Consider the following 24706-nt stretch of genomic DNA (forward strand, 5'->3'; position numbering starts at 1 on the left):
GCCGCGATGACTCAGCACGAATCACGAGACCCGAGTGCGCTGCACACCCCGGTGCTGCTCGAGCGCTCCCTCGAACTGCTCGCGCCCGCGATCGAACGACGGGCCGCCGAGGGCGGCGCTCCCGTGGTGGTCGACGCCACGCTCGGCATGGGCGGTCACAGCGCAGCGCTGCTCGATGCCCACCCCGCACTGACCCTCATCGGCCTCGACCGCGACACGGAGGCGCTCGAGCTCGCAGGGCGCAGACTCGCGCGGTTCGGCGAGCGAGCGGTGCGCGTGCACGCCGTCTACGACGAGATCGCCGAGGCCGTGCGCTCCGCCGGCTTCGACCGCGTGGACGGGGTGCTCTTCGACCTCGGGGTCTCGTCGCTGCAGCTCGACGAGGCCGAGCGGGGCTTCGCCTATGCCCAGGACGCGCCGCTCGACATGCGCATGGATCAGAGCCGCGGCGAAACGGCGGCCGAAGTGCTCGCTACCGCGCCGGAGGGCCGGCTGCGGGCGATCTTCGAGCGCTACGGCGAGGAGCCGCTCGCGGCCCGGTACGCCCGCGCGATCGTCGCGGCGCGATCGGAGGCGCCGATCGAGCGCAGCGGACGGTTGGTCGAGGTGCTGCAGCAGGCGACGCCGGCGGCGGTGCGCGACCAGCGCCACCCGGCCAAGCGCGTGTTCCAGGCGCTCCGCGTCGAGGTGAACGGCGAGCTCTCCGTGCTCGAGCGAGCCGTTCCCGCCGCACTCGGGACGCTGCGCGTGGGGGGCCGAGCCGTATTCATGGCCTATCAGTCGCTCGAGGACCGGCTCGTCAAGCGAGATCTCGTGAGGCGCAGTAGATCGACTGCCCCGCCCGGCCTGCCGGTGGAGCTGCCCGAGCACCGCCCCGAGTTCCGCCTGCTCACCCGCGGCGCCGAGCTCGCCGACGACGTGGAACGCGACCGCAATCCGCGGGCCATTCCGGTGCGGCTGCGCGCCGCCGAACGAGTGAGGGACGTGCGATGAACAACACGGTTCCGATCGACGTCGAGCACGACGCGCTGCCCGGCACCGGTTCGCCGGCCACGCATTCCCCGTCCCGAGAGCCCGGGCGCCCGGAGCGGTCCGAGCGCCATCTGCGGCTCGCGCCTCCCGCGCCGCGCCGCGCCGTCCGGCCGGGACGCAGCCCGCTGCTCGGCGCCCTCGTCGCGGTCGGCGTGGTGCTCGCGATCCTCGCCACGCAGCTCGGACTGAGCATCGCCGTCTCGCAGGGTGCGTACGAGACCCGCGCGCTCGAAATCGAGCAGCGGGATCTCGCGCGGGTCGAACGAGTGCTGGCGCAGAACGTCGACCGGCTCGCCTCTCCCCAGAACCTCGCCGAGAACGCGGCGACGCTGGGGATGGTGCAGAACGCGCGACCGGCGGCCCTGCGGTTGAGCGACGGCGCGATTCTCGGATCGCTCGAATCGCCCACCTCGGAGGTGCGGGGCAACCTGATCCCGAACTCGACTCTGGAGTCGATGCCCGTGGTCGATGCCGAGGGGCTCCTCGTATCGCGCAATCAGCCGAGCGCCGTGAGCGACGCGCCCGCAGAGGCGCCGGTACGGTGGACGGGGAAGCTGCCGGCTCCGGACACGCACTGACCGGGCTGCACGGGTTCGCGGGCGTCGCTCGCACGAGAAAGGAGACGGGATGCCGAGACTGCGAGGGACCGGGCTGCGCCGGGCGCTGGCGTTCGTCATCGTCCTCGCCGCTGCGCTTCTCTTCCTCGTGCGCCTCGTCGACGTGCAGGTGGTCTCCGCCGCCGCGCTGAGCGAGGAGGCTCGGGGCAAACGGGCCGTGCCCGTGCCGATCGCGAGCGTGCGCGGCGACATCGTCGACCGCGAGGGAAACGTGCTCGCCACGACCGACGAGCGCTACGACGTGCAGCTCTCGCCCAAGAACACGAAGCTGAACGAGGGCAGGTTCTGGCGCCCCGATCCCGAGCGGGGCGGCGCGGCGACCGTCGAGGTCACCTCGAAGCAGGCCTTCGCCGAGATCGGCGAGGTCACCGGGCAGAGCGCGGCGGAGATCCAGAAGATCGTCGACGACGCGCTCGCGGAAGACCCGAAGTCCGATTTCGCGTATGTGCAGCGGGGCATCGACCTCTCGCAGCTGAACGAGCTCAAGAAGCTCGGTATCGGCTGGCTCACCTTCACCCCGCAGCACCAGCGCACATATGCCAACGGGGCGGTCGGCGGCAACCTCGTGGGGTTCGCCGGGCAGGATCAGGAGCCGCAGTCCGGCGTCGAGCTGTCGCAGAACGCGTGCCTCACCGGTACGGACGGATCAGAGGTCTACGAGCGGGGCGCCGACGGGGTCGCGCTGCCCGGCAGTCTCGTGGTCGAGCAGCGGGCCGTCGACGGCGGCACCGTGCAGCTCTCCATCGATCGCGACCTGCAGTGGGAGGCGCAGCAGACCATCACGCAGCAGGTGCAGCAGGTCTCGGCGGAGTGGGGCTATCTCGTGATCATGGACGCGCGCACGGGGGAGCTCGTGGCTGTCGCCGAGGACGGATCCGTGGATCCCAACGACGTCGACGGGTCAGACCCCGCGAAGCGCGAGGCCCGGTCCTTCACTTCGCCCTACGAGCCGGGATCGACGTTCAAGATGATCACCGCGGCGGCCCTCATCGACCAGGGTGCGGCGACCCCGACCACTCGCAACCTCACTCCGGACTATCTGGAACCCGAGCCCAACGTCCGCTTCGGGGACTCGTTCTCGCACGGCCCCACCCAGTGGACCCTGACGGGCATCCTCACTCAATCGTCGAACGTCGGCACCTCGATGCTCGGCAGCGCGCTCGACGAGCAGACGCGCTACGACTACCTGCAGCGATTCGGCATCGGCGCCTCGACCCGTGCGGGGATGCCCGTCGAGGATTCGGGTCTGCTGATCCCCGTGGAGCAGTGGGACCGTCAGACCTCCTACAACACGATGTTCGGGCAGGGCGTCTCCTCGACGATCGTGCAGACGGCGGGCGCCTACCAGGCCATCGCGAACGGCGGCGAGCGCATCCCCCCGACCCTCGTCAGCAGCTGCACCGACGCGGAGGGCGAGGTGAGCCGCCCCGACCACGGCGACCCCGTGCAGGCCGTCAGTCCGGAGACCGCCGAGCAGGTGATGCACATGCTCGAGACGGTGGCCAATGAGGCGTGGTTCGCCGATATCATCGCGATTCCCGGCTACCGACTGGCCGGCAAGACGGGCACCGCCGAGCAGGTGGATGCGGACACGGGGCTCTACCGCAGCGACTACGTGAACTCGTTCGCGGGCGTCTTCCCCGCCGACGACCCGCAGTACGTCGCGGTAGCATCGATTGCGTTCGCGCATTCCGGGGACGGAGCAACGGCCTCCCTGACCGCGTTCCACGAGGCCGCAGAAGCGACCATCCGCACCTTCCAGATCCCGCCGTCGTCGGGGCAGTACGAGCCCCTGCCGACGGAGTACTGAGCACGAAGCCCAGGAGGCACACGCACGTGAGTACCGGTGACGCGCTGAGCATTCGGCCGCAGCATCCCCGACCCCTTCCGCTCGCGCGGCTTGCCGAGAGCCACGGGCTGCGGGCGGCGGGCGAGCTCGGAGATGCGGCGGTGAGCGGTGTCACCCTCGATTCCCGCGACGTGCGAACGGGCGACCTCTACGTCGGCATGCCCGGTGCGCGGCGACACGGCGCCGCGTTCGCGGACCAGGCCGAGCGCAGCGGGGCCGCGGCGATGCTCACCGACGCCGCCGGCCTCGAGATGGCGCGCGAACGGGGGATCGGGATCCCGGTGCTCGTCTCCGCCGTGCACCCGCGCGAACTGCTGGGCGCGGTCGCGGCGGCGGTCTACGGCACGGCCGACCTCCCGGCGAAGGTCTTCGGGATCACCGGAACCAACGGGAAGACCAGCGTGGTCTACCTGCTCGCGGAGCTGATGCGCGCGGCCGGCGTCGTCACGGGGCTCAGCTCGACCGCGGAGCGGCGGATCGGCGACGAGGTGATCGTGTCGAACCTCACGAGCCCCGAGGCCTCGGAACTGCACGGACTGCTGGCCCGAATGCGCGAACGCGGGGTCGAGGGGATCGCCCTCGAGGTCTCGGCGCACGCGGTCGAGCGCCGCAGGATCGACGGCGTGCACTTCGACGTGGTCGCCTTCAACAACTTCTCTCAGGACCACCTCGACGACTTCGGCGACATGGAGAGCTACTTCGCGGCGAAGCTCGCGCTGTTCGCGCCGGAGCATGCCGAGCGCGGCGTCGTCGTGGTCGACACCCCTCCGGGGCAGCGGATCGCGCGAGAGTCGAGGATCCCCGTGACACGCCTCGCGACCGAGTACGGGCAGGAGGCGGACTGGCATCTCGCCGTCACCCGTCAGAGCATCGACGGGGTCTCCTTCGTGCTGCAGGGGCCCGAGGGCGCGCACTTCCGCGGGAGCGTCCCGGTCTTCGGGCGGTTCATGGCCGAGAACGCGGCGCTCGCACTGGTCATGCTCCACGAGGCCGGGATCCCGATCCCGCGCGTCGCCGACGGCCTCGACGGCGGGCGCATCCCGGTGTACATCCCGGGGCGCCTCGAATGCATGAATCCGGATACGCCGCTCGACGCAGGGCCGCGGTTCTTCGTCGACTACGGTCATACGCCCGGCGCCTTCGAGGCCATGCTCGACGCGCTCGGCGAGGTCGCGCCCGGGCGGATCATCTTCCTCTTCGGCGCGGACGGCGACCGCGACACGACCAAGCGCGAGGAGATGGGGCGGATCGCGGGAGCCGGGGCGGACACCGTCATCGTGTGCGATTACCACCCGCGCTCAGAACCACCGGAGGCGATCCGAGCGCAGCTCATCACCGGGGCGCGCTCGGCGAACCGTGCCGCGGTGTTCGAGGAGGGCGATCCGCGCGCCGCGATTCGGCTCGCGGTTTCGATCGCCGAGCCGGGTGACGTTATCCTGTATGCCGGTCCCGGACACGAGGACTACCAGGAGATCGCCGGGCAGATCCTTCCCTACTCGGCGCGGGACGAGGTACGCGGAGCACTCCGCGAGGCAGGATTGCTTTCGTGATCGAAATGACGCTGTCGGAGGTCGCCGACGCCGTGAACGGCCGTCTGGTGCTCGGCTCGGCCGCCTCCGCGGCGGACGGCGCCGAGACCGTGGTCCTCGGCGAGTCGCAGACCGACTCCCGCGAGGTGCGCCCCGGCGAGATCTTCTTCGCCCGACGCGGGGAGGAGACCGACGGGCACCTCTTCGCCGCCCGCGCCGTCGATGCGGGTGCCGCGCTCGTGGTCGCCGAGCACGAGGTCGACGACCGGGTGCCCCAGATCCTGGTCTCCGAGACGACGGAGGCGTTGGGGGCGCTCGCGACCGAGGTGGTGCGACGCGTGCGCGACCGGGGTGCGCTCACGATCGTGGGCATCACCGGCTCCAACGGCAAGACGACGACCAAGAACCTCGTCGCCGCGATGGCGGAGCGTCTCGGGCCGACCGTGGCCTCGGCGAAGTCCTTCAACAACGAGGTGGGCGGCCCGCTCACCATGCTGCGCGTGGAGCACCGCACCCGCACCCTCGTCGCCGAGATGGGTGCGAGCGCCCCGGGCGAGATCGCACGGCTCGCACGCATGGCGCCTCCGCACATCGGCGTGGTGCTGTCGGTCGGTCTGGCCCACGCCGGCGAGTTCGGCGGCATCGAGACCACGTTCCGCACGAAGAGCGAGATGGTGCGCGACCTGCCGGACGACGCCGTCGCCGTGCTCAACCGCGACGATCCGAGGGTCGCGCAGATGGCCGACCTCACCGCGGCCCGGGTGCTGTGGTTCGGAGTGCATCCGGAGGCGGAGGTCCGTGCGAGCGACATCGATTCCGACGCGGAGGGCACCCGGTTCACGCTGCACGCCGGAGGCCACGAGGCGCGCGTGCGCTTCCGGGTGCTCGGCGAGCACCATGTGATGAACGCGCTGGCCGCCGCGGCGATCGGTCTCGAGCTCGGTCTCCCGATCGCCGACGTCGTCGAGGCGCTCGAGGCCGCGACGCTCGCGGCACCCGGCCGGATGCAGGTGCTCGGCGGGCGCGACGGAATCACCGTCGTGAACGACGCCTACAACGCGAGCCCCGACTCCATGAGCGCCGCTCTGCGCACGCTCGCGCAGATCCGTCGCCCGGAGGGCCGCTCGGTCGCCGTACTGGGAGCAATGAGCGAGCTCGGCGAGTACTCCATCGAAGAGCACATCCGAGTGGGCCTGCAGGCGGTGCGACTGCGCATCTCTGAGCTCGTGGTCGTCGGCGCGGAAGCCCGCCACCTGCACATCAGCGCGATCAACGAGGGGTCCTGGGACGGGGAGAGCGTGTTCTTCGAGACGCAGGACGAGGCATACGCGTATCTGCTGCGCACGCTCCGTCCGCTCGACACCGTGCTCGTGAAGTCGTCGAACGCCGCGGGGCTGCAGGGACTCGGCGACCGGCTGGGGGAGGCCTACGCATGATCGCGCTGCTCATCGCCGGCGGTTTCTCGCTGCTCTACTCGCTGCTGCTCACGCCGCTCTTCGTTCGCGTGTTCAACCGGCTCCGCTGGGGCCAGCCCATTCGCGTCGACGGTCCCAAGGAGCACGAGGTGAAGCGGGGCACGCCCACCATGGGCGGGCTGATCTTCCTCTCCGGATCCGTGCTCGCCTACTTCGCGGGCAAACTGATCATGGGCGAGACCCCCACCCCGTCCGCCCTCCTCGTGATCCTCATGGCGGTCGGCGCGGGCCTCGTGGGCTTCATCGACGACTTCATGAAGGCCCGCATGCAGCACTCCGCAGGTCTGAGCGGCTGGGCGAAGATCGCGGGCCAGGTGGTCATCGCCGTGGCGTTCGCGCTGCTCGGGCTGCAGTTCGCCAATGCGGCCGGTGTCGCCCCCGTCTCGACGCGCATCTCGCTCTTCCGCGACACCTCGTTCGACTTCCTCGCGCTCGGCGCGATCGCGGGCATCGCACTCTTCATCATCTGGATCATGGTGATCGTCACGGCGACGACGAACGCGGTCAATGTGACCGACGGTCTCGACGGCCTCGCCGCCGGCGCCGCGATCTTCGCGTTCGGCGCCTACCTCGTGATCGGCTTCTGGCAGGCGGCGCAGAACTGCGCCGTCGCGATCGAGCCGGGCTGCTACGAGGTGCGCGATCCGATGGACCTCGCGGTCATCGCCGCCGCGTTCCTCGGAGGGCTCGTGGGCTTCCTCTGGTGGAACACCAACCCGGCGAAGGTTTTCATGGGGGATACCGGATCCATGGCGATCGGCGGTGCGATCGCCGCGCTCGCGATCCTCACCCGCACCGAACTGCTGCTCGTGCTGATCGGCGGCCTCTTCATCATCGAGACCGGATCGGTCATCCTGCAGCGACTGTACTTCAAGGTGACTCGGGGCCGGCGCATCTTCCTCATGAGTCCCATCCACCACCACTTCGAGCTCAAGGGCTGGGCCGAGGTGACCGTGGTGGTGCGGTTCTGGATCATCGCGGGCCTGTTCGTGATGGCCGGCGTCGGCGCGTTCTACGGCGAATGGTTGCTGCAGCAGTGAGCAGGGAGGATATGGACTCGGGCGCGCGCGCTGAACGGGCGCGCGCCCGCGTGGATGCGCTGACGAGCTGGCATCACGACTGGTCGGGCCTGCGCGTCGCCGTGCTCGGTCTCGACGCGGTCGGCTTCTCGGCCGCCGACACGCTCGTCGAGCTCGGCGCGGTGGTGCGGGTGATCCACTCCGACGCGGATCCCGACCGCGAGCGGCTGCTCGACGTGATCGGCAGCGAGCGGTTCCGCGCGGCCACCCATCCGGAGCAGCTGGGGGACCTCGCCGCATTCGGGCCCGACCTGCTGCTGGCGACGCCGCACTGCGGCTCCGATCATCCGATCCTCGCCTGGGCGGCTGCGCGGGGCCTTCCGGTGTGGGGCGATATCGAGCTCGGATGGCGGCTCCGCGACAAGACGAACCGCATCGCGGATTGGATCTGCATCGCGGGTGCCGGGGGCACGGAGATCACGGCACTGCTGACCGCGCACATGCTCGCGGCGGCGGGCCTGCGGGTCGCTCTGGCCGGTGACGACGCGTCGCCGATCCTCGATCCCCTGCGCGACCCGCAGGGATACGATGCGATCGTGGTCGATCTCGCCGATCGCCGGCTCGCGCGTCTCGACGAGATCTCCCCCTACGCGAGCGCCTGTCTGGCATTCGACGCGCACGAGGCCGGGGCCGACGCCTCGTGGGTCGAGCTGGCCCGCGTGTATGCCCGCACCCAGGTCGCGTGCGTCTACAACCGGGCCGACCCCGAGACGGAGCGGATGGTGGAGGAGGCCGACGTGGTCGAGGGCGCGCGCGCCATCAGCTTCGGCCTCGACTCGCCCCCGCCGAGCGGCTTCGGCGTGGTCGAGGAGATCCTCGTCGATCGCGGCTTCCACGCCGAGCGGCACCGCGAAGCGTACGAGTTGGTGACCCTGGACGAACTCGCGCAGCTGGAGCTCGCAACCCCGCGGATGGTGCAGAACGTGCTCGCCGCCAGCGCGCTCGCGCGTGCCCGGGGCGCCGAACCTGCGGAGATCGCGCAGGGAATCCTCGACTATCGCCGCGCGGCGCGCGAACGGGAGTGAGCGGCGTGGCTGACGGAACGGCCGACCGCACGGGGCGCGCTCCCGGCCAGGCCAGGATCAGCCTCGGCGCGATGCTGCGCACGGGAACCGACCGCACCGTGGTGGCGCTCTACGCGATCACGCTGCTGCTCGTCGGTTTCGGGCTGATCATGGTGCTCTCGTCATCGTCGATCACCTCGTACCTCGCCGACCAGGGGTTCTTCGGGGGATTCTGGCGGCAGGCCACCTTCGCGCTCGTCGGGGTGCCGCTCATGCTGCTCGCCGCGGCGATGCCCATCGACTTCTGGAAGCGGTGGGCGTGGGGCCTGTTCGCGTTCGGGCTCGCGCTGCAGATGCTGGTGTTCACGCCGCTCGGGATCGAGGTCTACGGCAACCGGAACTGGATCCAGATCGGCGGCTTCAGCGCGCAGCCCTCGGAGGCGCTGAAGCTCGCGTTCGTCGTGTGGATCGGGGCCGTGCTGCTGCGGAAGGAGCCGCTGCTCGGTGAGATGCGCCACGAGCTCATCCCGGTGGTGATACCCGGTGCACTCATCGCGCTCGGATCCGTGCTCCTGGGGCATGATCTCGGAACCGTGCTCATCATGGCGGTGATGATGCTCGGCGCGATGTACTTCGGCGGCATCAGTTGGAAGACGCTCGGGATCACGGTCTTCGCGGGCGTGCTGGCGGTCGTGCTGTTCGTAGTGACGAGCGAGAACCGCATGCGGCGCCTGCTCAGCCACTCGGGCGGCACGGACGACTACAGCGGCATCGACTGGCAGGCCACCCACGGACGCTGGGCTCTGGCGAACGGCGGGATCCTCGGGGTCGGGCTCGGCAATTCCAAGGCCAAGTGGTCGTGGCTCCCCGCCGCCGATAACGACTACATCTTCGCGATCATCGGCGAGGAACTGGGCCTCGTCGGGGCGCTGCTCGTGATCGCGCTCTTCATCGCCCTGACGGGCGTCATGCTGCGGGTCATCTCGCGGGCGCGGGATCGATTCGGGCGCGCAGTGGTCGGCGGCATCCTCGTGTGGATCGTGGGGCAGGCGTTCGTCAACATCGGTGTCGTGATCGGCGTCTTCCCGGTGCTCGGGGTGCCGTTGCCGCTCGTGAGCTCGGGAGGCACCGCCCTGATCGCGTGTCTCGCGGCGATCGGCGTCGTGATCTCGATCGCGCGCGACGGCGCCAGATACCAGGAGGAACTCGAGGAATCCGCCCCGCGCCCGGCGCGCGGCGGCGGCACAGGAAGGACATTCCGATGACCAGCTATCTGCTCGCCGGTGGCGGGACCGCCGGCCATGTGAACCCGCTGCTCGCGCTCGCCGATCTCATCCGCGACGAGGAGCCGGAGGCCGAGATCACCGTGCTCGGCACTCGGGAGGGGCTCGAGGCCCGCCTGGTGCCGGAGCGGGGATACGAGCTCGTGCACATCGAGCGCCTGCCCTTCCCGCGCCGGCCGAATCTGGCCGCGCTGCGCTTTCCCGCCCGGTTCGCGCGCGCCGTGCGCGAGGTCCGAGCGCTCATCCGCGAGCGCGGCGTCGACGTGGTGGTCGGCTTCGGCGGGTACGCGTCCGCGCCCGCCTATCGCGCCGGGGCGAAGGAGGGCGTGCCCGTCGTGATCCACGAGGCGAACGCGAAGCCGGGCATGGCGAACAAGCTCGGCGCGCGCAGCACCCCCTACGTGGGAGTGACCTTCGCAGACACGCCGATCCGCAATGCGCGGCTCACCGGGATGCCTCTGCGCCCCGAGATCACCGGGCTGGATCGGGCGGGCCTGCGCGCTCGCGCTCGCGCGCACTTCGGTCTCGACCCCTCGCGGCGCACCCTGCTCGTCACCGGGGGCTCGCTCGGCGCGCGCGCCATCAACCGCGGCATCTCCGCGGCGGCGCCGGAGGTCACCGCGGCCGGGATCCAGGTGCTCCACATCTGGGGCGGTCTCACCGAGCTCGAGGATCCCGAGGTCGACGGTTACGCGGTGATCCCGTACTGCGACCGCATGGACCTGGCCCTTGCGGCGTGCGACCTCGCGGTCTCGCGCGCCGGATCGACCACCGTGAGCGAGCTCGCCGGGCTCGGGATCCCCGCGGTGTTCGTGCCCTACAGCCACGGTAACGGCGAGCAGCGCTTCAACGCCGCCGGGGTGGTCGCCGCCGGCGGCGCGCTGCTGGTGGAGGACGAGGAGCTCACGCCCGAGTGGGTGCGCGGCACGCTGATCCCGCTCGTGGGCGACGACGAGCGCCTCGCGACGATGGCAGAGCGCGCTCGCGGCGCCGGAGCGCTCGACGGCACCGAGCGGCTGCTGGAGCTGGTGCGCGAGGCGCTCGCCGGCTGACCGCGCGCCCGGCGCTGGAGCGGATGCGGGGCGACGGGCGACGTCTCCCTGCCGGCACCCCGGTGCGGGAGCGATACCCTTGAGAGTCGATGAGGAGGACACATGATCTACCCCGATCTCGAGATGGAGATCCCCGAGGACCTCGGCCGCGTGCACTTCGCAGGCATCGGCGGATCGGGCATGAGCGGAATCGCGCGCATGATGCACCAGGCCGGCGTGCCGGTCACCGGATCCGACCGCAGCGCGAACTACTCGACGGCGGCGCTCGAGGAGATCGGGATCCCCGTCGCCATCGGTCATGATGCCGCGAATGTGGGGGACGCCGACACGCTCGTGGTGACCGGCGCCCTCTGGCAGGACAATCCGGAGTATCAGGCCGCGTTGCAGCGCGGCCTTCCGGTGCTGCACCGCTCGCAGGGTCTCGCCTGGTTGGCGCGCGGCAAGCGGGTCGTATCGGTGGCCGGCGCACACGGCAAGACCACCTCGACGGGCATGATCGTCACCGGGCTGCTCGGCCTCGGCGCCGACCCGTCGTTCGTCAACGGCGGGATCATCGAGTCGCTCGGCGTGAGCTCCGGCGCGGGCGACGACGACCTCTTCGTGATCGAGGCCGACGAGAGCGACAAGTCGTTCCTGCTCTACGACACCGCGGTCGCGCTCATCACGAACGTCGATCCGGAGCATCTCGACTTCTACGGCTCGCGCGAGGCGTTCATGCGGGCCTTCGTCGACTTCGCGGGCGGTGCGCGCGAGCGCATCGTGATCTCCGCGGATGATCCCGGCGCGCTCGAGGTGCTCGCCGCACTCCGGGAGCGGGGCGGATCGGCCCCGATCCGCACCTTCGGCGAGGCTGACGGCGCCGACGTGCGCATCGTGTCGATCGACGATTCCGGTCCGGTGCGCTTCACGGTCGAGCTGATGGGCGCCGATGGAGCACCGGAGCGTCACGAGGCGCAGCTCGCGGTCTACGGGCGCCACAATGCCGTCAACGCGGTGGGAGCGCTCGCCGTGCTCACCGGGCTCGGATTCGCGGCGGGCCCCGCTCTCGCCGCGATCGCCGAGTTCGCGGGCACGAAGCGCCGTTTCGAGTTCCACGCCGAGGTGGGCGGCGTGCGCGTCTACGACGACTACGCGCACCACCACACCGAGGTGGCGGCCCTGCTCGACTCGGCGCGCGCCGTGGTCGGGGAGGGGCGGCTCATCGCGATCCACCAGCCTCATCTCTACAGCCGCACGCGCCTGTTCCACCGCGAGTTCGCGGAGGTGCTCGAGGCGGGCGCCGATCACACGGTCGTGCTGGCGGTCGACGGTGCGCGCGAGGACCCGGTCGAGGGCGTCACCGGCGCCCTCGTCGCCGACGACTTCGCCGACCCGGACCGGGTCGCCTACGTGCCCGAGTGGCAGGACGCGGCCGACTACCTGGCGCGGATCGCCCGCCCGGGCGACGTGATGGTGACGATGAGCTGCGGCACGGTGTATCGCATCATCCCGCAGGTGATCGAGGCGCTGCGGGCCCGCTTCGATCGGGACGCCGGCGACGCGGCAGCGACCCGCTGACCGGGCCGCGGCGATGAAACGACCGAGCGGGTTCGATCGGGCGCCCGAGCCGGAGCGTCGGGCGCGCGAGCCGGAGCGTCGGGTGCCCGAGCCCGAGCGTCCGGTGCCCGCGGCGCCCGAGTCGATCGTCGAGCCGGTCGTGCCGCAGGCTCCGGATCCCGAACCGCACGCCGATGCGTCCCCGACGGTCGACCTCGGTGAGCTGCGCGAGGCCCGCTCCGAAGGGCTCACCGAGGCGGAGCCCCACGACGCACGATCCTCCCCGCTCGCGCGGCTGCGCGCCAGGCGCGGCACCGACCCGGTGCGGGCCGCCGAGCGGCGGGTGCGGGCGGCCGGGCGGCAGCACCGCGCGCGCCTCCGACGCGAACGCCGCCGCTTTGCGGCCGACGCCCGTCGCCGTCGGCGCAACGCGTGGATCGCCGTCGCCGCGGTGGTCGCCCTCGGCCTCTTCGTCGTGGTCGGTGCATTCACGCCCCTCATGGCGGTGCGCGAGGTGCAGGTGATCGGCGCGAGCGCGGTGAACCAGAGCGAGGTGGAGCAGGCGCTCGTGCCGTTCGACGGACGACCGCTCGCGCTGGTCGACGATGCGGACGTGCATCGTGCGCTCGAGCCGTTCCCGCTGATCCAGCGCTACGCGGTGGAGCGCGTGCCGCCGCACACGCTCGTCGTGCGCATCGAGGAGCGGGTGCCGGTGGTCTCCGTCTCGGGCGACGCGGGATACTCGTTCTACGACGCCGCGGGTGTGCTGCTGGGGCGGGGTGAAGAGCCGCCGGCGGGGGTGCCGGTCGCGAGCGGCTCGGTGGCCGATCTGTCGTCGGCCGCGTTCCAGTCCGCCGCGCGCACGCTGCGGGACATGCCGAGCGGGCTGCGAGAGCAGATCGTCGGAGTCGAGGCGACGAGCGCACAGGATGTCGCGTTCACTCTGGGGAGCGGGGTGCGCGTGCTGTGGGGCGATTCCGATCGCACGCAGTCGAAGGCCGCGGTGCTGCAGACGATGGTGACGGCGCTGGGTGACCGACCGCTGGAAGTGATCGACGTATCGTCTCCCGACGCGCCGGTCTTTCGCTGACCGTGCCTGGTGATCTGCCGAAGTTCTGCGGCGTGTCTGCGTCCCGAGTCTCGCGCCGGCCCGTACCGTTGTGCTCAGCAAACGTATACGGCAATACTAACTTTTAACTTCAGCTAGAGGTTGAAGGTTAGGGGCGGAGGATCCAGGTGTCAGGGAACCAGAACTACCTCGCGGTGATCAAGGTCGTCGGCGTGGGGGGCGGCGGAGTCAACGCCGTCAACCGGATGATCGAGCTCGGCCTGCGCGGCGTCGAGTTCATCGCGGTCAACACCGATGCCCAGGCTCTGCTGCTGAGCGATGCCGATGTGAAGCTCGACGTCGGTCGAGAGCTCACCCGGGGCCTCGGCGCCGGCGCGGATCCCGAGGTGGGTCGGCGTGCGGCAGAGGATCACGCGGAGGAGATCGAGGAGGCTCTCGCGGGCGCGGACATGGTGTTCGTCACGGCCGGCGAGGGCGGCGGCACCGGCACCGGCGCGGCCCCCGTCGTCGCACGCATCGCCAAGTCGATCGGTGCGCTGACCATCGGCGTCGTCACCCGGCCGTTCAGCTTCGAGGGGAAGCGCCGCGCTGCGCAGGCCGACGTCGGCGTGCACACGCTGCGCGAGGCCGTCGACACCCTGATCGTCGTGCCCAACGACCGCCTGCTCGACATCAGCGAGCCCGGTATCAGCATGATCGAGGCGTTCGCCGCCGCCGACCAGGTGCTGCTCGCCGGCGTCTCGGGCATCACCGACCTGATCACCACTCCCGGTCTCATCAACCTCGACTTCGCCGACGTGAAATCGGTGATGCAGGGCGCCGGTGCGGCGCTCATGGGCATCGGCTCGGCCCGGGGTGCGGATCGCGCGATCAAGGCGGCCGAGCTCGCGGTGGCTTCGCCGCTGCTCGAGGCCTCTGTGGAGGGCGCACACGGCGTGCTGCTGTCCATCCAGGGGTCGTCCAACCTCGCATTGAGCGAGATCTACGAGGCCTCGACGCTCGTGCAGGACGTCGTGCACCCCGAAGCCAACATCATCTTCGGCACCGTCATCGATGACACGCTCGGCGATGAGGTGCGTGTCACGGTGATCGCCGCGGGCTTCGACACCGAGCCGTCGCCGCAGAGCGCCGCTCCCGAGCGCGGTCGACGCGGCAGCCACGTGGAGGGTCTCGAGGAGGTGGCGGCTGCGCCCGCCGGCCGCGCCTCGTCGACGAGCGATGCGACCGGCCTCGGCTTTCCCGGCTTCTCCGCCGCTCAGGAGCGGGAACCCGAGACCCGCAATCCCGCGACGGGTCAGTTCGGCGAGGTGCTGAACCCCCCGGTGGAGGCGCAGCTCTCCGATCCCGCGTTCGACGGCGACGACGATGACGATCTCGACATCCCCGAGTTCCTGAGGTAGCAGCCGTGGAGTCTCCCGAGATCCGCGACTTCCCCGGTCTCGACGCGCGGCTCGCCGAAGTGCGATCGGGGATCGCAGATGCCTGCCGTGCCGCCGCGCGGGATCCTGAGGACGTCACGCTGATCGTCGTCACCAAGTTCCATCCCGCGGCTCTCGTCGCTGCGCTGGCAGCCCTCGGCGTGCGCGATGTCGGCGAGAATCGGCACCAGGAGGCGCAGGCCAAGGCCGAGGAGCTCGAGCACCTCGGTCTCGACTGGCACTTCATCGGCCAGCTGCAGACCAAGAAGGCGAGGCAGGCGGCACGCTACGCCAGTGCCATCCACTCGATCGATCGAGAGCGCCTCGTCGCCGCGCTCGCCGATGTCGATCGCGAGATCGACGCGTTCGTGCAGATCAACCTCACGGACGACCCCGGCCGTGGAGGCGTCTCGCCCGACGGCATCGAGGCGCTCGCCGAGCAGGTGCTCGCCGCGCCAGGGCTGCGGTTGCGCGGCGTGATGTCCGTGGCTCCGCTCGAGGAGGAGCCGGCCCGCGCCTTCGAGCGCCTCGCTGGATACTCGGAGCGCGTGCGCGCGCTCGATCCGGCCGCCTCGGCCATCTCGGCCGGCATGACCCACGACTATCGCGAGGCGATCGCCCACGGTGCGACACACCTGCGGATCGGCAGCGCAATAACGGGGAAACGCCCGGAGCACAGATAGTCTCGAAGCACCGCACCGTTGGGAGAGAAGATGAGCAATCCGCTGAAGAAGACCATGGTGTTCCTGGGTCTCGCAGAAGAGGACCTCGAGGAGCAGAACGCGGCGCAGCAGCAGCAGCCCGCCCAGCGCACGGCACCCGCGGCCCCGGCCGCGGCGACGAAGCCCGAACCCGCCCGCGCTGCGGCACCGCAGCGCGCCTCGGTGACCCCGCTGCGGCGGGTCACCCCGACGAAGCCGTCGGTGCAACAGCCTATGAATGAGATCCTCACAGTCCACCCGACCGAGTACAAGGACGCGAAGGTGATCGCCGAGAGCTTCCGCGAGGGCGTCCCGGTGATCATCAACCTCTCCCGCATGGAGGAGGAGGAGGCGAAGCGTCTCATCGACTTCGCCAGCGGGCTCACGATGGGGCTGCACGGCCGCATCGAGCGCGTCACGAGCAAGGTGTTCCTGCTGTCTCCCGAGCACATCGAGGTCGGCGGCGACGACTCGCGGCAGAACGACAGCGGCTCGTTCTTCGTGCCTCCGTCTGCCTAGCCCGTGGAGATCCTCCTCGTATTCACCAGCCTGGTGCGGGTGGTGCTGCGGATCTACATCGTTCTGCTGTGGGTGCGCCTCGTGATCGACTGGATTCTGGTGCTGAACAGACGGTTCCGGCCACGTGGCCTGGTCGCCGTGCTGGTGGAGTTCGTCTTCTCGATCACCGATCCGCCCATCAAGATGTTCCGAAAAGTGCTGCCGCCGATCCGCCTCGGCCAGATCATGCTCGACCTCGGCTGGATGCTGACGCTGATCACGTGCTGGATCCTGCTGGCGATCATCCCCGGATGGTGGTGAGCGGGGATCCGCGATCTGCGCGAACCCGGTTTTGTTTGCTAGCGTTGACCCACGACCACGTCAGTGGTCCCGAAGCGAAAGAGACGTAACGATGGCCCTGACTCCTGAAGATGTCGTGAATCAGAAGTTCACGATCACCAAGTTCCGCGACGGCTACGATCTCGACCAGGTCGACGACTTCCTGGACACGATCGTCGAGGAGCTGCGCCGGCAAGAGCAGGAGAAGGACGAGCTGCGTGCGCGGATCGCGGAGCTCGAGGCCGAGCTCGAGGCGGCGAAGAGCGAGCAGGGCGAACAGGCCTCGCAGTCCGCCTCGCAGGAGCAGGCCGCTTCCGAGCAGACCATCGTCGTCGACGCACCGGCGCCGGCAGCGGCTCCCGCTCCCGCGGCAGTGCCCGCAGAGACCGGCGCCCCGCAGGCCGACGCCGTCAAATCGAGCGCCATGCTGCAGCTCGCGCTCGAGCTGCACGACAAGCACGTGCACGAGGGCGAGACGACCCGTGACAAGCTCATCTCCGAGGCCGAGGCCAAGCGCGATCAGATGATCGAGGACGCCGAGCGGACCGCCAAGCAGCTCGTGGAGGATGCGCAGCAGCAGCGCGCCGAAGAGCTCCGCGTGCTCGGCGAAGAGCGCAGCGACCTGCAGTTCAAGATCAAGGATCTCCGGCAGTTCGAGAGCGAGTACCGCTCGACGCTCCGGTCGTACATCCAGTCGCAGCTGCGCAGCCTGGACGGCTCGCCCGAGCCCGCCGGCGCGCCCGACGGCCTGCAGTAGCCGGGAGCGTGAACGACGCCTCCGAGGCGGTCGACGCCTCCGTCACATCGCGACGCCGGCTGGTGCCGCTGCTCCTGATCGGCGTCGCGGCGGTCGTGTTCTCGGCCGACCAGCTGGTGAAGAACTGGGTGGTGGCCACGCTCCCCGAGGGGCGTACCGTGCCCGTGCTCGGAGAGTTCCTGCAGTGGCACTTCGTGCGCAATCCCGGCGCCGCGTTCTCGATGGCGAGCGGAGCGACCTGGATCTTCACGATCCTCGCAGCCGCGGTGGTCGTCGTGATCCTGTGGCAGATCCGACGCCTGCGCTCGGTCTCCTGGGCGCTGTTCCTCGGGCTGCTGCTCGGGGGTGTGCTCGGCAATCTCACCGACCGCCTGACTCGGGAACCGGGGTTTCCCGAGGGACACGTCATCGACTTCATCCTCACGCCGTGGATGTGGCTCGGGTTCACCCCCGCGATCTACAACATCGCCGACATGGGCATCGTCGTCGGCATGCTGCTGTTCATCGTCATCAGTCTGATCGGCCTTCCGATCGACGGGTCCCCCCGGGCCCGACGCGGTGACGTGGATGTCGACGGCGAGCCGACCCCGACCCCGACCCCGACCGGGGCCGCGGAGTCGGCGGAGGTCGAGGAGACGGCGGAGCCGTCGGAACGGAAGCAGGACAGGGATCGCGACGATGGAGCGGCGTAGCCTTCCCGTCCCCGACGGGCTCGCGGGGGAGCGGGTCGACTCCGCGCTCGCCAAGCTCCTGGGCTTCTCGCGCAGCTTTTCGGCCGAGGTCGCGCAGGCGGGCGGGGTGAGCGTCGACGGCCGCGTGCTCGGTAAATCGGATCGTCTCGCCGCCGGCGGCTGGCTGGAGGTTGAATGGCACGAGAAGCGGGGGCCCGAGGTGGTTCCCGTGCACCTGCCCGAACTCGGGATCGTGCACGACGACGACGACATCGTGGTGGTCGACAAGCCGGCGGGGGTCGCGGCACACCCCTCGCTCGGCTGGGAGGGCCCGACCGTGCTCGGAGCGCTCGCCGGGGCGGGCTACCGCATCGCCACTTCCGGTCCCGCCGAGCGCCAGGGCATCGTGCACCGCCTCGACGCGGGAACGAGCGGCCTGATGGTCGTCGCGAAGAGCGAGCGGGCCTACAGCGAGCTCAAGCGCGCCTTCAAGGAGCGCGAGGTCGACAAGATCTACCACGCCGTGGTGCAGGGGCATCCGGATCCGTTCTCGGGGACGATCGAGGGGCCGATCGGACGCCACCCGTCGCACGAGTGGAAGTTCGCGGTGACGCGCGACGGCAAGCCCTCGGTCACGCACTATCGGACGCTCGAGGCGTTCCCGTACGCCACCCTGCTCGAGATCGAGCTCGAGACCGGCCGCACCCATCAGATCCGCGTGCACATGTCTGCGCAGCGGCATCCCTGCGTCGGCGACGGCATGTACGGTGCCGACCCCACGCTCTCGGAGCGTCTCGGGCTCACACGGCAATGGCTGCACGCGATGCGACTGGGATTCAGGCACCCGGCCGGCGGTGCGTATGCGCAGTTCGAGAGCGTCTATCCCGCCGATCTGCAGCACGCGCTAGACGTGCTCGACGCCGAGTAGCGAGGGCCGGCGCTCCCGGTCGCGTGCGATCTGTCAGCGGCCGACGGTACCCTTGAGAGGTCGTCGAGAGGGGTCCATCGGTGTCTGACAAAGACGGTTTCGTCCATCTGCACGTGCACAGCGAGTACTCGATGCTCGACGGTGCGGCACGCGTCGGTCCCCTCATGGACGCGGCCGCCGCGCAGGGCATGCCCGCGATCGCGGTCACCGACCACGGCAACACGTTCGGCGCCTTCGACTTCTGGAAGCAGGCGAAGGATCGCGGCCTCAACCCGATCATCGGCATCGAGGCGTACGTCACGCCCGGCACGCATCGCGGAGACAAGACGCGCGTGCGCTGGGGCGACGGCGGCGGCGACGACGTGTCGGGCGCTGGGGCCTACACCCACATGACCATGCTCTCCGAGACCACGGCGGGAATGCACAACCTGTTCCGGCTCTCGAGCTACGCCTCTATGGAGGGCTACTACTTCAAGCCCAGGATGGACCGCGAGCTGCTGCAGACCTATGGCACGGGGCTCATCACCACCACGGGGTGCCCGTCGGGCGAGATCCAGACCCGCCTGCGCCTCGGCCAGTACGCCGAGGCGCGCCAGGCGGCCGCCGAGTTCCAGGACATCTTCGGCAAGGAGAACTTCTTCTGCGAGCTCATGGACCACGGTCTGGAGATCGAGCGCCGCGTGCAGAACGACCTCATCAAGATCGCGCGGGACCTGTCCATTCCGCTCGTCGCCACCAACGATCTGCACTACGTGCACGAGGCCGATGCCGAGGCGCACTCCGCGCTGCTGTGCGTGCAGTCGGGGTCCCGGCTCGACGATCCGAACCGTTTCAAGTTCGACGGCTCCGGCTACTACCTGAAGACCGCGGCCGAAATGCGGCACATCTTCCGCGATTTCCCCGAGGCGTGCGACAACACGCTCCTCATCGCCGAGCGCTGCAACGTCGAGTTCAACACCAGCGCCAACTACATGCCGGTCTATCCGGTGCCCGACGGCGAGACCGAGGACAGCTGGTTCATCAAGGAAGTCGAGAAGGGGCTCCACTACCGCTATCCGAACGGCATCTCGGACGAGGTGCGCAAGCAGGCGGAGTACGAGATCGGCGTCATCACGCAGATGGGGTTCCCCGGCTACTTCCTCGTCGTCGCCGACTTCATCAACTGGTCGAAGGACAACGGCATCCGCGTGGGTCCCGGCCGCGGTTCGGGCGCGGGTTCGATGGTGGCCTATGCCATGCGCATCACCGACCTCGACCCGCTGCAGCACGGGCTCATCTTCGAGCGCTTCCTCAACCCCGACCGCGTCTCGATGCCCGACTTCGACGTCGACTTCGATGATCGCCGTCGCGGCGAGGTCATCAAGTACGTGACCGAGAAGTACGGCGACGAGAGGGTGGCGCAGATCGTCACCTACGGCACCATCAAGTCGAAGCAGGCCCTCAAGGACGCATCGCGGGTGCTCGGCTTCCCCTTCGGCATGGGTGAGAAGCTCACAAAGGCGATGCCCCCCGCCGTGATGGCGAAGGACATCCCGCTCTCCGGCATCACCGATCCGGATCACCCCCGCTACAAGGAGGCGGCCGAGTTCCGTGCCGTACTGCAGGAGGACCCCGACGCCAAGCAGGTGTACGACACCGCCCTTGGCCTCGAGGGGCTGAAGCGGCAGTGGGGGGTGCACGCCGCGGGCGTGATCATGTCGAGCGATCCGCTCATCGACATCATCCCGCTGCAGAAGCGCGAGCAGGACGGCCAGATCGTCACGCAGTTCGACTACCCGACCTGCGAGGGCCTCGGCCTCATCAAGATGGACTTCCTGGGGCTGCGCAACCTCACCATCATCTCCGACGCGCTCGAGAACATCCGCCTCAACCGGGGTGAGGAGCTTGATCTCGAGCGTCTCGAGCTCGACGACGCACCCTCCTACGAACTGCTGGCGCGCGGCGACACGCTGGGGGTGTTCCAGCTCGACGGCGGGCCCATGCGCGGTCTGCTGCGGCTCATGAAGCCCGACAACTTCGAGGACATCTCGGCGGTGCTGGCGCTCTACCGGCCGGGCCCGATGGGCGCCGACTCGCACACCAATTACGCGCTGCGCAAGAACGGCCTGCAGGAGATCACACCGATCCATCCCGAGCTCGAGGAGCCGTTGAAAGACATCCTCGACACCACCTACGGACTCATCATCTACCAGGAGCAGGTGATGTCGATCGCGCAGCGCGTAGCCGGCTTCACCCTCGGTCAGGCCGACATCCTGCGCCGCGCCATGGGCAAGAAGAAGAAGTCCGAGCTCGACAAGCAGTACGCGGGCTTCTCCGGCGGCATGCAGGAGCGCGGGTTCTCCGAGGCCGCGATCAAGGCGCTCTGGGACATTCTGCTGCCCTTCTCGGACTACGCGTTCAACAAGGCGCACTCCGCCGCCTACGGCGTGGTGAGCTACTGGACCGCCTACCTCAAGGAGCACTACCCCGCAGAGTACATGGCCGCCTTGCTCACCAGCGTGGGCGACTCGAAGGACAAGCTCGCGATCTATCTCAACGAGTGTCGGCGCATGGGGATCAAGGTGCTGCCCCCGGCGGTCAACGACTCGTTCGCGAACTTCTCGGCGGTCGGCGACGACATCCGATTCGGTCTCGGGGCGATCCGCAACGTCGGCACCAACGTCGTCGAGGCGATCCGCGAGGCGCGCGAGCACAAGGGAGCCTTCGAGACCTTCCACGACTTCCTGAAGAAGGTTCCTCTGGTCGCACTCAACAAGCGCACTGTGGAGTCGCTCATCAAGGCCGGCGCCTTCGACGGCTTGGGCGGCACGCGCCGTGCGCTGGTGGAGATCCACGAGCCCGCCATCGAGAGCGCGGTGAAGGAGAAGCGCGACGCCGAGAACGGCAATGTCGGCTTCGACTTCGACAGCCTGTTCGCCGAGGCCGCCGAGGCCTCGGGGGATTCCGCCGAGGCGGTCTCGCAGATCCCGGATCGGCCGGAGTGGACGAAGAAGGACAAGCTGTCGTTCGAGCGCGAGATGCTCGGCCTCTACGTGTCGGACCACCCGCTGCGCGGTCTCGACGCGGCACTCGCGAAGGAGGCGAACATCACCGTCGCGCAGGCAACGAACCCGGAGACGGGCGCGGGGTTCGACGGCGAGATCGTCACGGTGGCCGGTCTGCTGACGAGCGTGCAGCACCGCACGGCGAAGTCGGGCAACCTCTACGGCATGGTGACCCTCGAGGACTTCACCGGCGAGATCCAGGCGCTCTTCATGGGCAAGTCGTATCAGGAGTTCGGCAGTCTGCTGCAGCCCGACAGCATCGTGGCGCTGCGCGGCAAGCTGAACTCGCGCGACGACGGCATGTCGATGCACGCCTACGGGGTGAAGCCCATCGATGCGGCGGTGCAGGAGGACGCGTCCACGCTCGAGCTGACGCTGACCGAGTCGCGGGCCACCGAGCCGCTGATGGAGGAGCTGAAGTCGACGCTGCGGCGGCACCCGGGCGAGAGCGAGGTGCGCCTCAGCCTCATCACCCCGACGGCCGTGCGCATCTTCGAGCTGCGGGAGCAGGTGCGCATCACCTCGGATCTGTTCGGGGAGCTGAAGGGCATGCTCGGGCCGAGGTGCCTGCTGCCGGTGGAGGACGTGCTGGGGTGACGTCCGCGCTCGGCGGGTGTAACCCGGGGGAAATCGCCCCGGAGTAGGGTGGAGCGCATGAGCGAGTTGCAGCAGCGGATCATCGGGGAGCTCGGCTCCGCCCCTGAAATCGATCCTGGGCAGGAGACGGAGCGACGCATCGCCTTCCTGGTGGAGTACGCGATGTCGATTCCGGCCTGCGCGGGCTTCGTGCTCGGCATCTCGGGCGGGCAGGACTCCTCGCTCGCCGGCCGGCTGAGCCAGATCGCGGTCGAGCGCATGCGCGCCCGCGGCCGGAATGCGGAGTTCATCGCCGTGCGTCTGCCCTACGGCGTGCAGCGGGACGAGGAGGACGCGCAGCTCGCCCTCTCGTTCATCCGCCCCGATCGTTCGATCGCCGTGAACATCGACGCGGGGGTCGACGGGATCGTTGCGGCGGTCGCCGAGGCCACCGGCGAGCCTGTGTCCGACCTCACCAAGGGCAATGCCAAGGCGCGGATGCGCATGATCGCGCAGTACGCCATCGGAGGGGATCGGGATCTGCTCGTGGTGGGCACCGACCACGGCGCAGAGGCGATCACCGGGTTCTTCACCAAGTTCGGCGACGGCGGGGCTGACGTTCTGCCGCTCTCGGGCCTGACGAAGAGCCAGGGCGCGCAGATGCTGCAGCACCTCGACGCGCCGAGCCGGCTCTGGCAGAAGGAGCCGACGGCGGATCTGCTCGACGGCGATCCTGGGCAGTCCGACGAGGACAACCTCGGCATCGACTACGGGAGGATCGATGCGTATCTGCGGGGTGAAGAGGTCGCCGCTGCGGACGCGGCTCATCTGGAGCGGCGCTACCGCACCACCGAGCACAAGCGCAGGCTTCCCGTGACCCCGTTCGACACGTGGTGGAGAGAGGACTGATCATGTCGGGTTCGACGACGACGTTCGTGCTTGCGGGAGGCTGCTTCTGGTGCCTCGACGCCGCCTACCGGCAGCTGCGAGGGGTCGCCGAGGTGCTCTCGTGCTATACCGGTGGGGAGACTCCTCAGCCGAACTACGAGCAGGTGTGCACCGGCGCGACGGGCCATGCGGAGGCGGTCGCGGTCACGTTCGACGAGAGCGTCATCCCGGCCGGCGTGATCCTCGACGCCTTCTTCACTATGCACGACCCCACGCAGCTGAACCGTCAGGGGAACGACGTCGGAACCCAGTACCGGTCGGCCATGTTCTTCGCGAGCGAGGAGCAGCGCGAGCTGTTCGAGGCGGCTCGCGATCGAGCCGCCGAGTACTGGGCGGGCTCGGGGGAGGTTGTCACGTCGATCGAGCCGCTCGGGGAGGTCTTCCCCGCAGAGGAGTATCACCAGGACTTCTTCGCGAAGAACCCGACGCAGGGCTACTGCCTTGCGGTCGCCGTGCCCAAGGTGAACAAGGTGCGCGCCTCCTTCGCCGAATACCTGCGCTGAGCGGCTCTACGCCGCGGCAGGAACGAAGCCGTCACCCGCGCGCGAATCCTCGTCGCGGGCATCTGGTGCAGTCTCGCCCGTCACGTCGCCCGTCACTCGCCACTCGCGCTGCTCGCCCGGCTCGAGCGCCCGGCTCGACGCATCGGATGCGACTTCCGTGTCGACACGGCCCTCCGCGGCACCGTTCGTGGCGGACGCGGCGGCCGAGCCGTGGCGCTTGGCGAACGTGGTGACTCCCCAGCGCAGGTCGTGCCCGAGCGCCTCGGCCTCGATCTCGACGGCGGTGCCCGACTTCTCGCCCGACTCCCAGCGGCGCATGCGCACTCTGCCGCTGACCACCACCCGATCGCCCTTCGCGAACGACTCGCTCGCGTGCTCGGCCAAACCGCGGAAGGCGTTGACGGTGAACCAGTTCGTCTCGCCGTCGACCCACTGCCCCTGTTCGCGGTCGTACCGACGCTCGTTGCTCGCGACTCTGAACGTGCAGAACGCGACGCCGGAGCGTGTGAGCGCGAGTTTGGGTGCGGTAGCAACGGTGCCGACGATGCAGATGGGAATGGTCATGGTGCTCTCCTTCGATGCGGCGCGGGAAGCCCGGGCGCCGGTGTACGGGGGCGAGCGGACGGGTCGTGCCGTGCGAGAGACGAACCGTCCGCTCACTCACAGCCTGACCGACGTCGGAGAGAGACCGGCGCAGATCGGACAATCTGTGGAGGAGTAGTGCGGAACACCTGGTGTCCCATGCCTGTGAGCGATAGTTGCGCGAGGCGTCCCCACCCCTCGCTCGCCGCTCAGGCT

At 69.6% G+C, this 24706-nt stretch carries 22 protein-coding genes; 21 read left to right on the forward strand and 1 reads right to left on the reverse strand.

Translation table 11 applies throughout. The annotated features are described in order from the left end of the window. Positions 1 to 6 precede the first annotated feature (6 nt). From rsmH to msrA, 21 genes are all read left to right on the forward strand, one after another. Positions 7 to 993 carry a 16S rRNA (cytosine(1402)-N(4))-methyltransferase RsmH gene (rsmH, locus tag EVS81_RS14670; RefSeq protein ID WP_130111032.1) on the forward strand — a complete coding sequence of 329 codons (987 nt, stop codon included), beginning with the start codon at positions 7 to 9 and terminating at the stop codon, positions 991 to 993. Then, positions 990 to 1610 (forward strand): cell division protein FtsL, encoded by a 621-nt coding sequence (gene ftsL, locus EVS81_RS14675; protein WP_130111033.1) that lies wholly within the window; start codon positions 990 to 992, stop codon positions 1608 to 1610. The genes rsmH and ftsL overlap by 4 nt, the downstream gene beginning before the upstream one ends. 49 nt (positions 1611 to 1659) lie before the next feature. Beyond that, positions 1660 to 3459 carry a peptidoglycan D,D-transpeptidase FtsI family protein gene (locus EVS81_RS14680; RefSeq protein WP_130111034.1) on the forward strand — a complete coding sequence of 600 codons (1800 nt, stop codon included), beginning with the start codon at positions 1660 to 1662 and terminating at the stop codon, positions 3457 to 3459. Between the two features lie 26 nt (positions 3460 to 3485). Then, positions 3486 to 5048: a Mur ligase family protein gene (locus EVS81_RS14685; RefSeq protein WP_130111035.1), complete on the forward strand. Its 1563-nt coding sequence runs from the start codon at positions 3486 to 3488 to the stop codon at positions 5046 to 5048. Then, positions 5045 to 6463: a UDP-N-acetylmuramoyl-tripeptide--D-alanyl-D-alanine ligase gene (locus EVS81_RS14690; RefSeq protein ID WP_130111036.1), complete on the forward strand. Its 1419-nt coding sequence runs from the start codon at positions 5045 to 5047 to the stop codon at positions 6461 to 6463. Before EVS81_RS14685 ends, EVS81_RS14690 begins: the two co-directional genes overlap by 4 nt. Further along, positions 6460 to 7542, forward strand: a complete 1083-nt coding sequence (mraY, locus tag EVS81_RS14695; RefSeq protein ID WP_130111037.1) for a phospho-N-acetylmuramoyl-pentapeptide-transferase — start codon at positions 6460 to 6462, stop codon at positions 7540 to 7542. Before EVS81_RS14690 ends, mraY begins: the two co-directional genes overlap by 4 nt. Beyond that, a complete protein-coding gene (locus EVS81_RS14700; RefSeq protein ID WP_205879348.1) occupies positions 7539 to 8606 on the forward strand; it encodes a Mur ligase family protein in 1068 nt (355 codons plus the stop codon). The genes mraY and EVS81_RS14700 overlap by 4 nt, the downstream gene beginning before the upstream one ends. Positions 8607 to 8611: 5 nt before the next feature. Continuing rightward, complete coding sequence (locus EVS81_RS14705) at positions 8612 to 9850, forward strand: FtsW/RodA/SpoVE family cell cycle protein (RefSeq protein ID WP_240739877.1); 1239 nt, start codon at positions 8612 to 8614, stop codon at positions 9848 to 9850. Then, on the forward strand, positions 9847 to 10920 hold the full coding sequence (locus EVS81_RS14710) for a UDP-N-acetylglucosamine--N-acetylmuramyl-(pentapeptide) pyrophosphoryl-undecaprenol N-acetylglucosamine transferase (protein ID WP_130111039.1): 1074 nt from the start codon (positions 9847 to 9849) through the stop codon (positions 10918 to 10920). The genes EVS81_RS14705 and EVS81_RS14710 overlap by 4 nt, the downstream gene beginning before the upstream one ends. A gap of 102 nt (positions 10921 to 11022) precedes the next feature. After that, complete coding sequence (gene murC, locus EVS81_RS14715; protein WP_130111040.1) at positions 11023 to 12477, forward strand: UDP-N-acetylmuramate--L-alanine ligase; 1455 nt, start codon at positions 11023 to 11025, stop codon at positions 12475 to 12477. A 13-nt stretch (positions 12478 to 12490) separates the two neighbouring features. Then, positions 12491 to 13546: a cell division protein FtsQ/DivIB gene (locus EVS81_RS14720; RefSeq protein ID WP_130111041.1), complete on the forward strand. Its 1056-nt coding sequence runs from the start codon at positions 12491 to 12493 to the stop codon at positions 13544 to 13546. Positions 13547 to 13692: 146 nt separating this feature from the next. After that, positions 13693 to 14925 (forward strand): cell division protein FtsZ, encoded by a 1233-nt coding sequence (ftsZ, locus tag EVS81_RS14725; protein ID WP_130111042.1) that lies wholly within the window; start codon positions 13693 to 13695, stop codon positions 14923 to 14925. A gap of 5 nt (positions 14926 to 14930) precedes the next feature. After that, a complete protein-coding gene (locus tag EVS81_RS14730; RefSeq protein WP_240739878.1) occupies positions 14931 to 15626 on the forward strand; it encodes a YggS family pyridoxal phosphate-dependent enzyme in 696 nt (231 codons plus the stop codon). A 30-nt stretch (positions 15627 to 15656) separates the two neighbouring features. Then, positions 15657 to 16163: a cell division protein SepF gene (locus EVS81_RS14735; RefSeq protein WP_130111043.1), complete on the forward strand. Its 507-nt coding sequence runs from the start codon at positions 15657 to 15659 to the stop codon at positions 16161 to 16163. A gap of 39 nt (positions 16164 to 16202) precedes the next feature. After that, entirely contained in the window at positions 16203 to 16463 is a 261-nt protein-coding gene (locus EVS81_RS14740; protein WP_240739879.1) for a YggT family protein, read from the forward strand. A 91-nt stretch (positions 16464 to 16554) separates the two neighbouring features. Further along, complete coding sequence (locus EVS81_RS14745) at positions 16555 to 17238, forward strand: DivIVA domain-containing protein (RefSeq protein WP_130111045.1); 684 nt, start codon at positions 16555 to 16557, stop codon at positions 17236 to 17238. Positions 17239 to 17246: 8 nt separating this feature from the next. Continuing rightward, positions 17247 to 17930 carry a signal peptidase II gene (lspA, locus tag EVS81_RS14750; RefSeq protein ID WP_240739880.1) on the forward strand — a complete coding sequence of 228 codons (684 nt, stop codon included), beginning with the start codon at positions 17247 to 17249 and terminating at the stop codon, positions 17928 to 17930. Continuing rightward, the gene (locus EVS81_RS14755) at positions 17917 to 18837 is read left to right on the forward strand and encodes an RluA family pseudouridine synthase (protein ID WP_130111046.1); all 921 of its coding nucleotides are present in this window, start codon (positions 17917 to 17919) and stop codon (positions 18835 to 18837) included. Before lspA ends, EVS81_RS14755 begins: the two co-directional genes overlap by 14 nt. 131 nt (positions 18838 to 18968) lie before the next feature. Further along, positions 18969 to 22478: a DNA polymerase III subunit alpha gene (gene dnaE, locus EVS81_RS14760; RefSeq protein WP_240740084.1), complete on the forward strand. Its 3510-nt coding sequence runs from the start codon at positions 18969 to 18971 to the stop codon at positions 22476 to 22478. Positions 22479 to 22535: 57 nt separating this feature from the next. Next, the gene (gene nadE / locus EVS81_RS14765; RefSeq protein WP_130111048.1) at positions 22536 to 23366 is read left to right on the forward strand and encodes an ammonia-dependent NAD(+) synthetase; all 831 of its coding nucleotides are present in this window, start codon (positions 22536 to 22538) and stop codon (positions 23364 to 23366) included. 2 nt (positions 23367 to 23368) lie between these two features. Continuing rightward, the gene (gene msrA, locus EVS81_RS14770) at positions 23369 to 23908 is read left to right on the forward strand and encodes a peptide-methionine (S)-S-oxide reductase MsrA (protein ID WP_130111049.1); all 540 of its coding nucleotides are present in this window, start codon (positions 23369 to 23371) and stop codon (positions 23906 to 23908) included. Between the two features lie 6 nt (positions 23909 to 23914). On the opposite strand, the gene EVS81_RS14775 is transcribed toward msrA, so the two are convergent. Next, positions 23915 to 24472: a single-stranded DNA-binding protein gene (locus tag EVS81_RS14775; RefSeq protein ID WP_130111050.1), complete on the reverse strand. Its 558-nt coding sequence runs from the start codon at positions 24470 to 24472 to the stop codon at positions 23915 to 23917. Between the last annotated feature and the right edge of the window lie 234 nt (positions 24473 to 24706).

The organism is Leucobacter triazinivorans (assembly GCF_004208635.1).
GTDB classification, from domain to species: Bacteria; Actinomycetota; Actinomycetes; order Actinomycetales; family Microbacteriaceae; genus Leucobacter; species Leucobacter triazinivorans.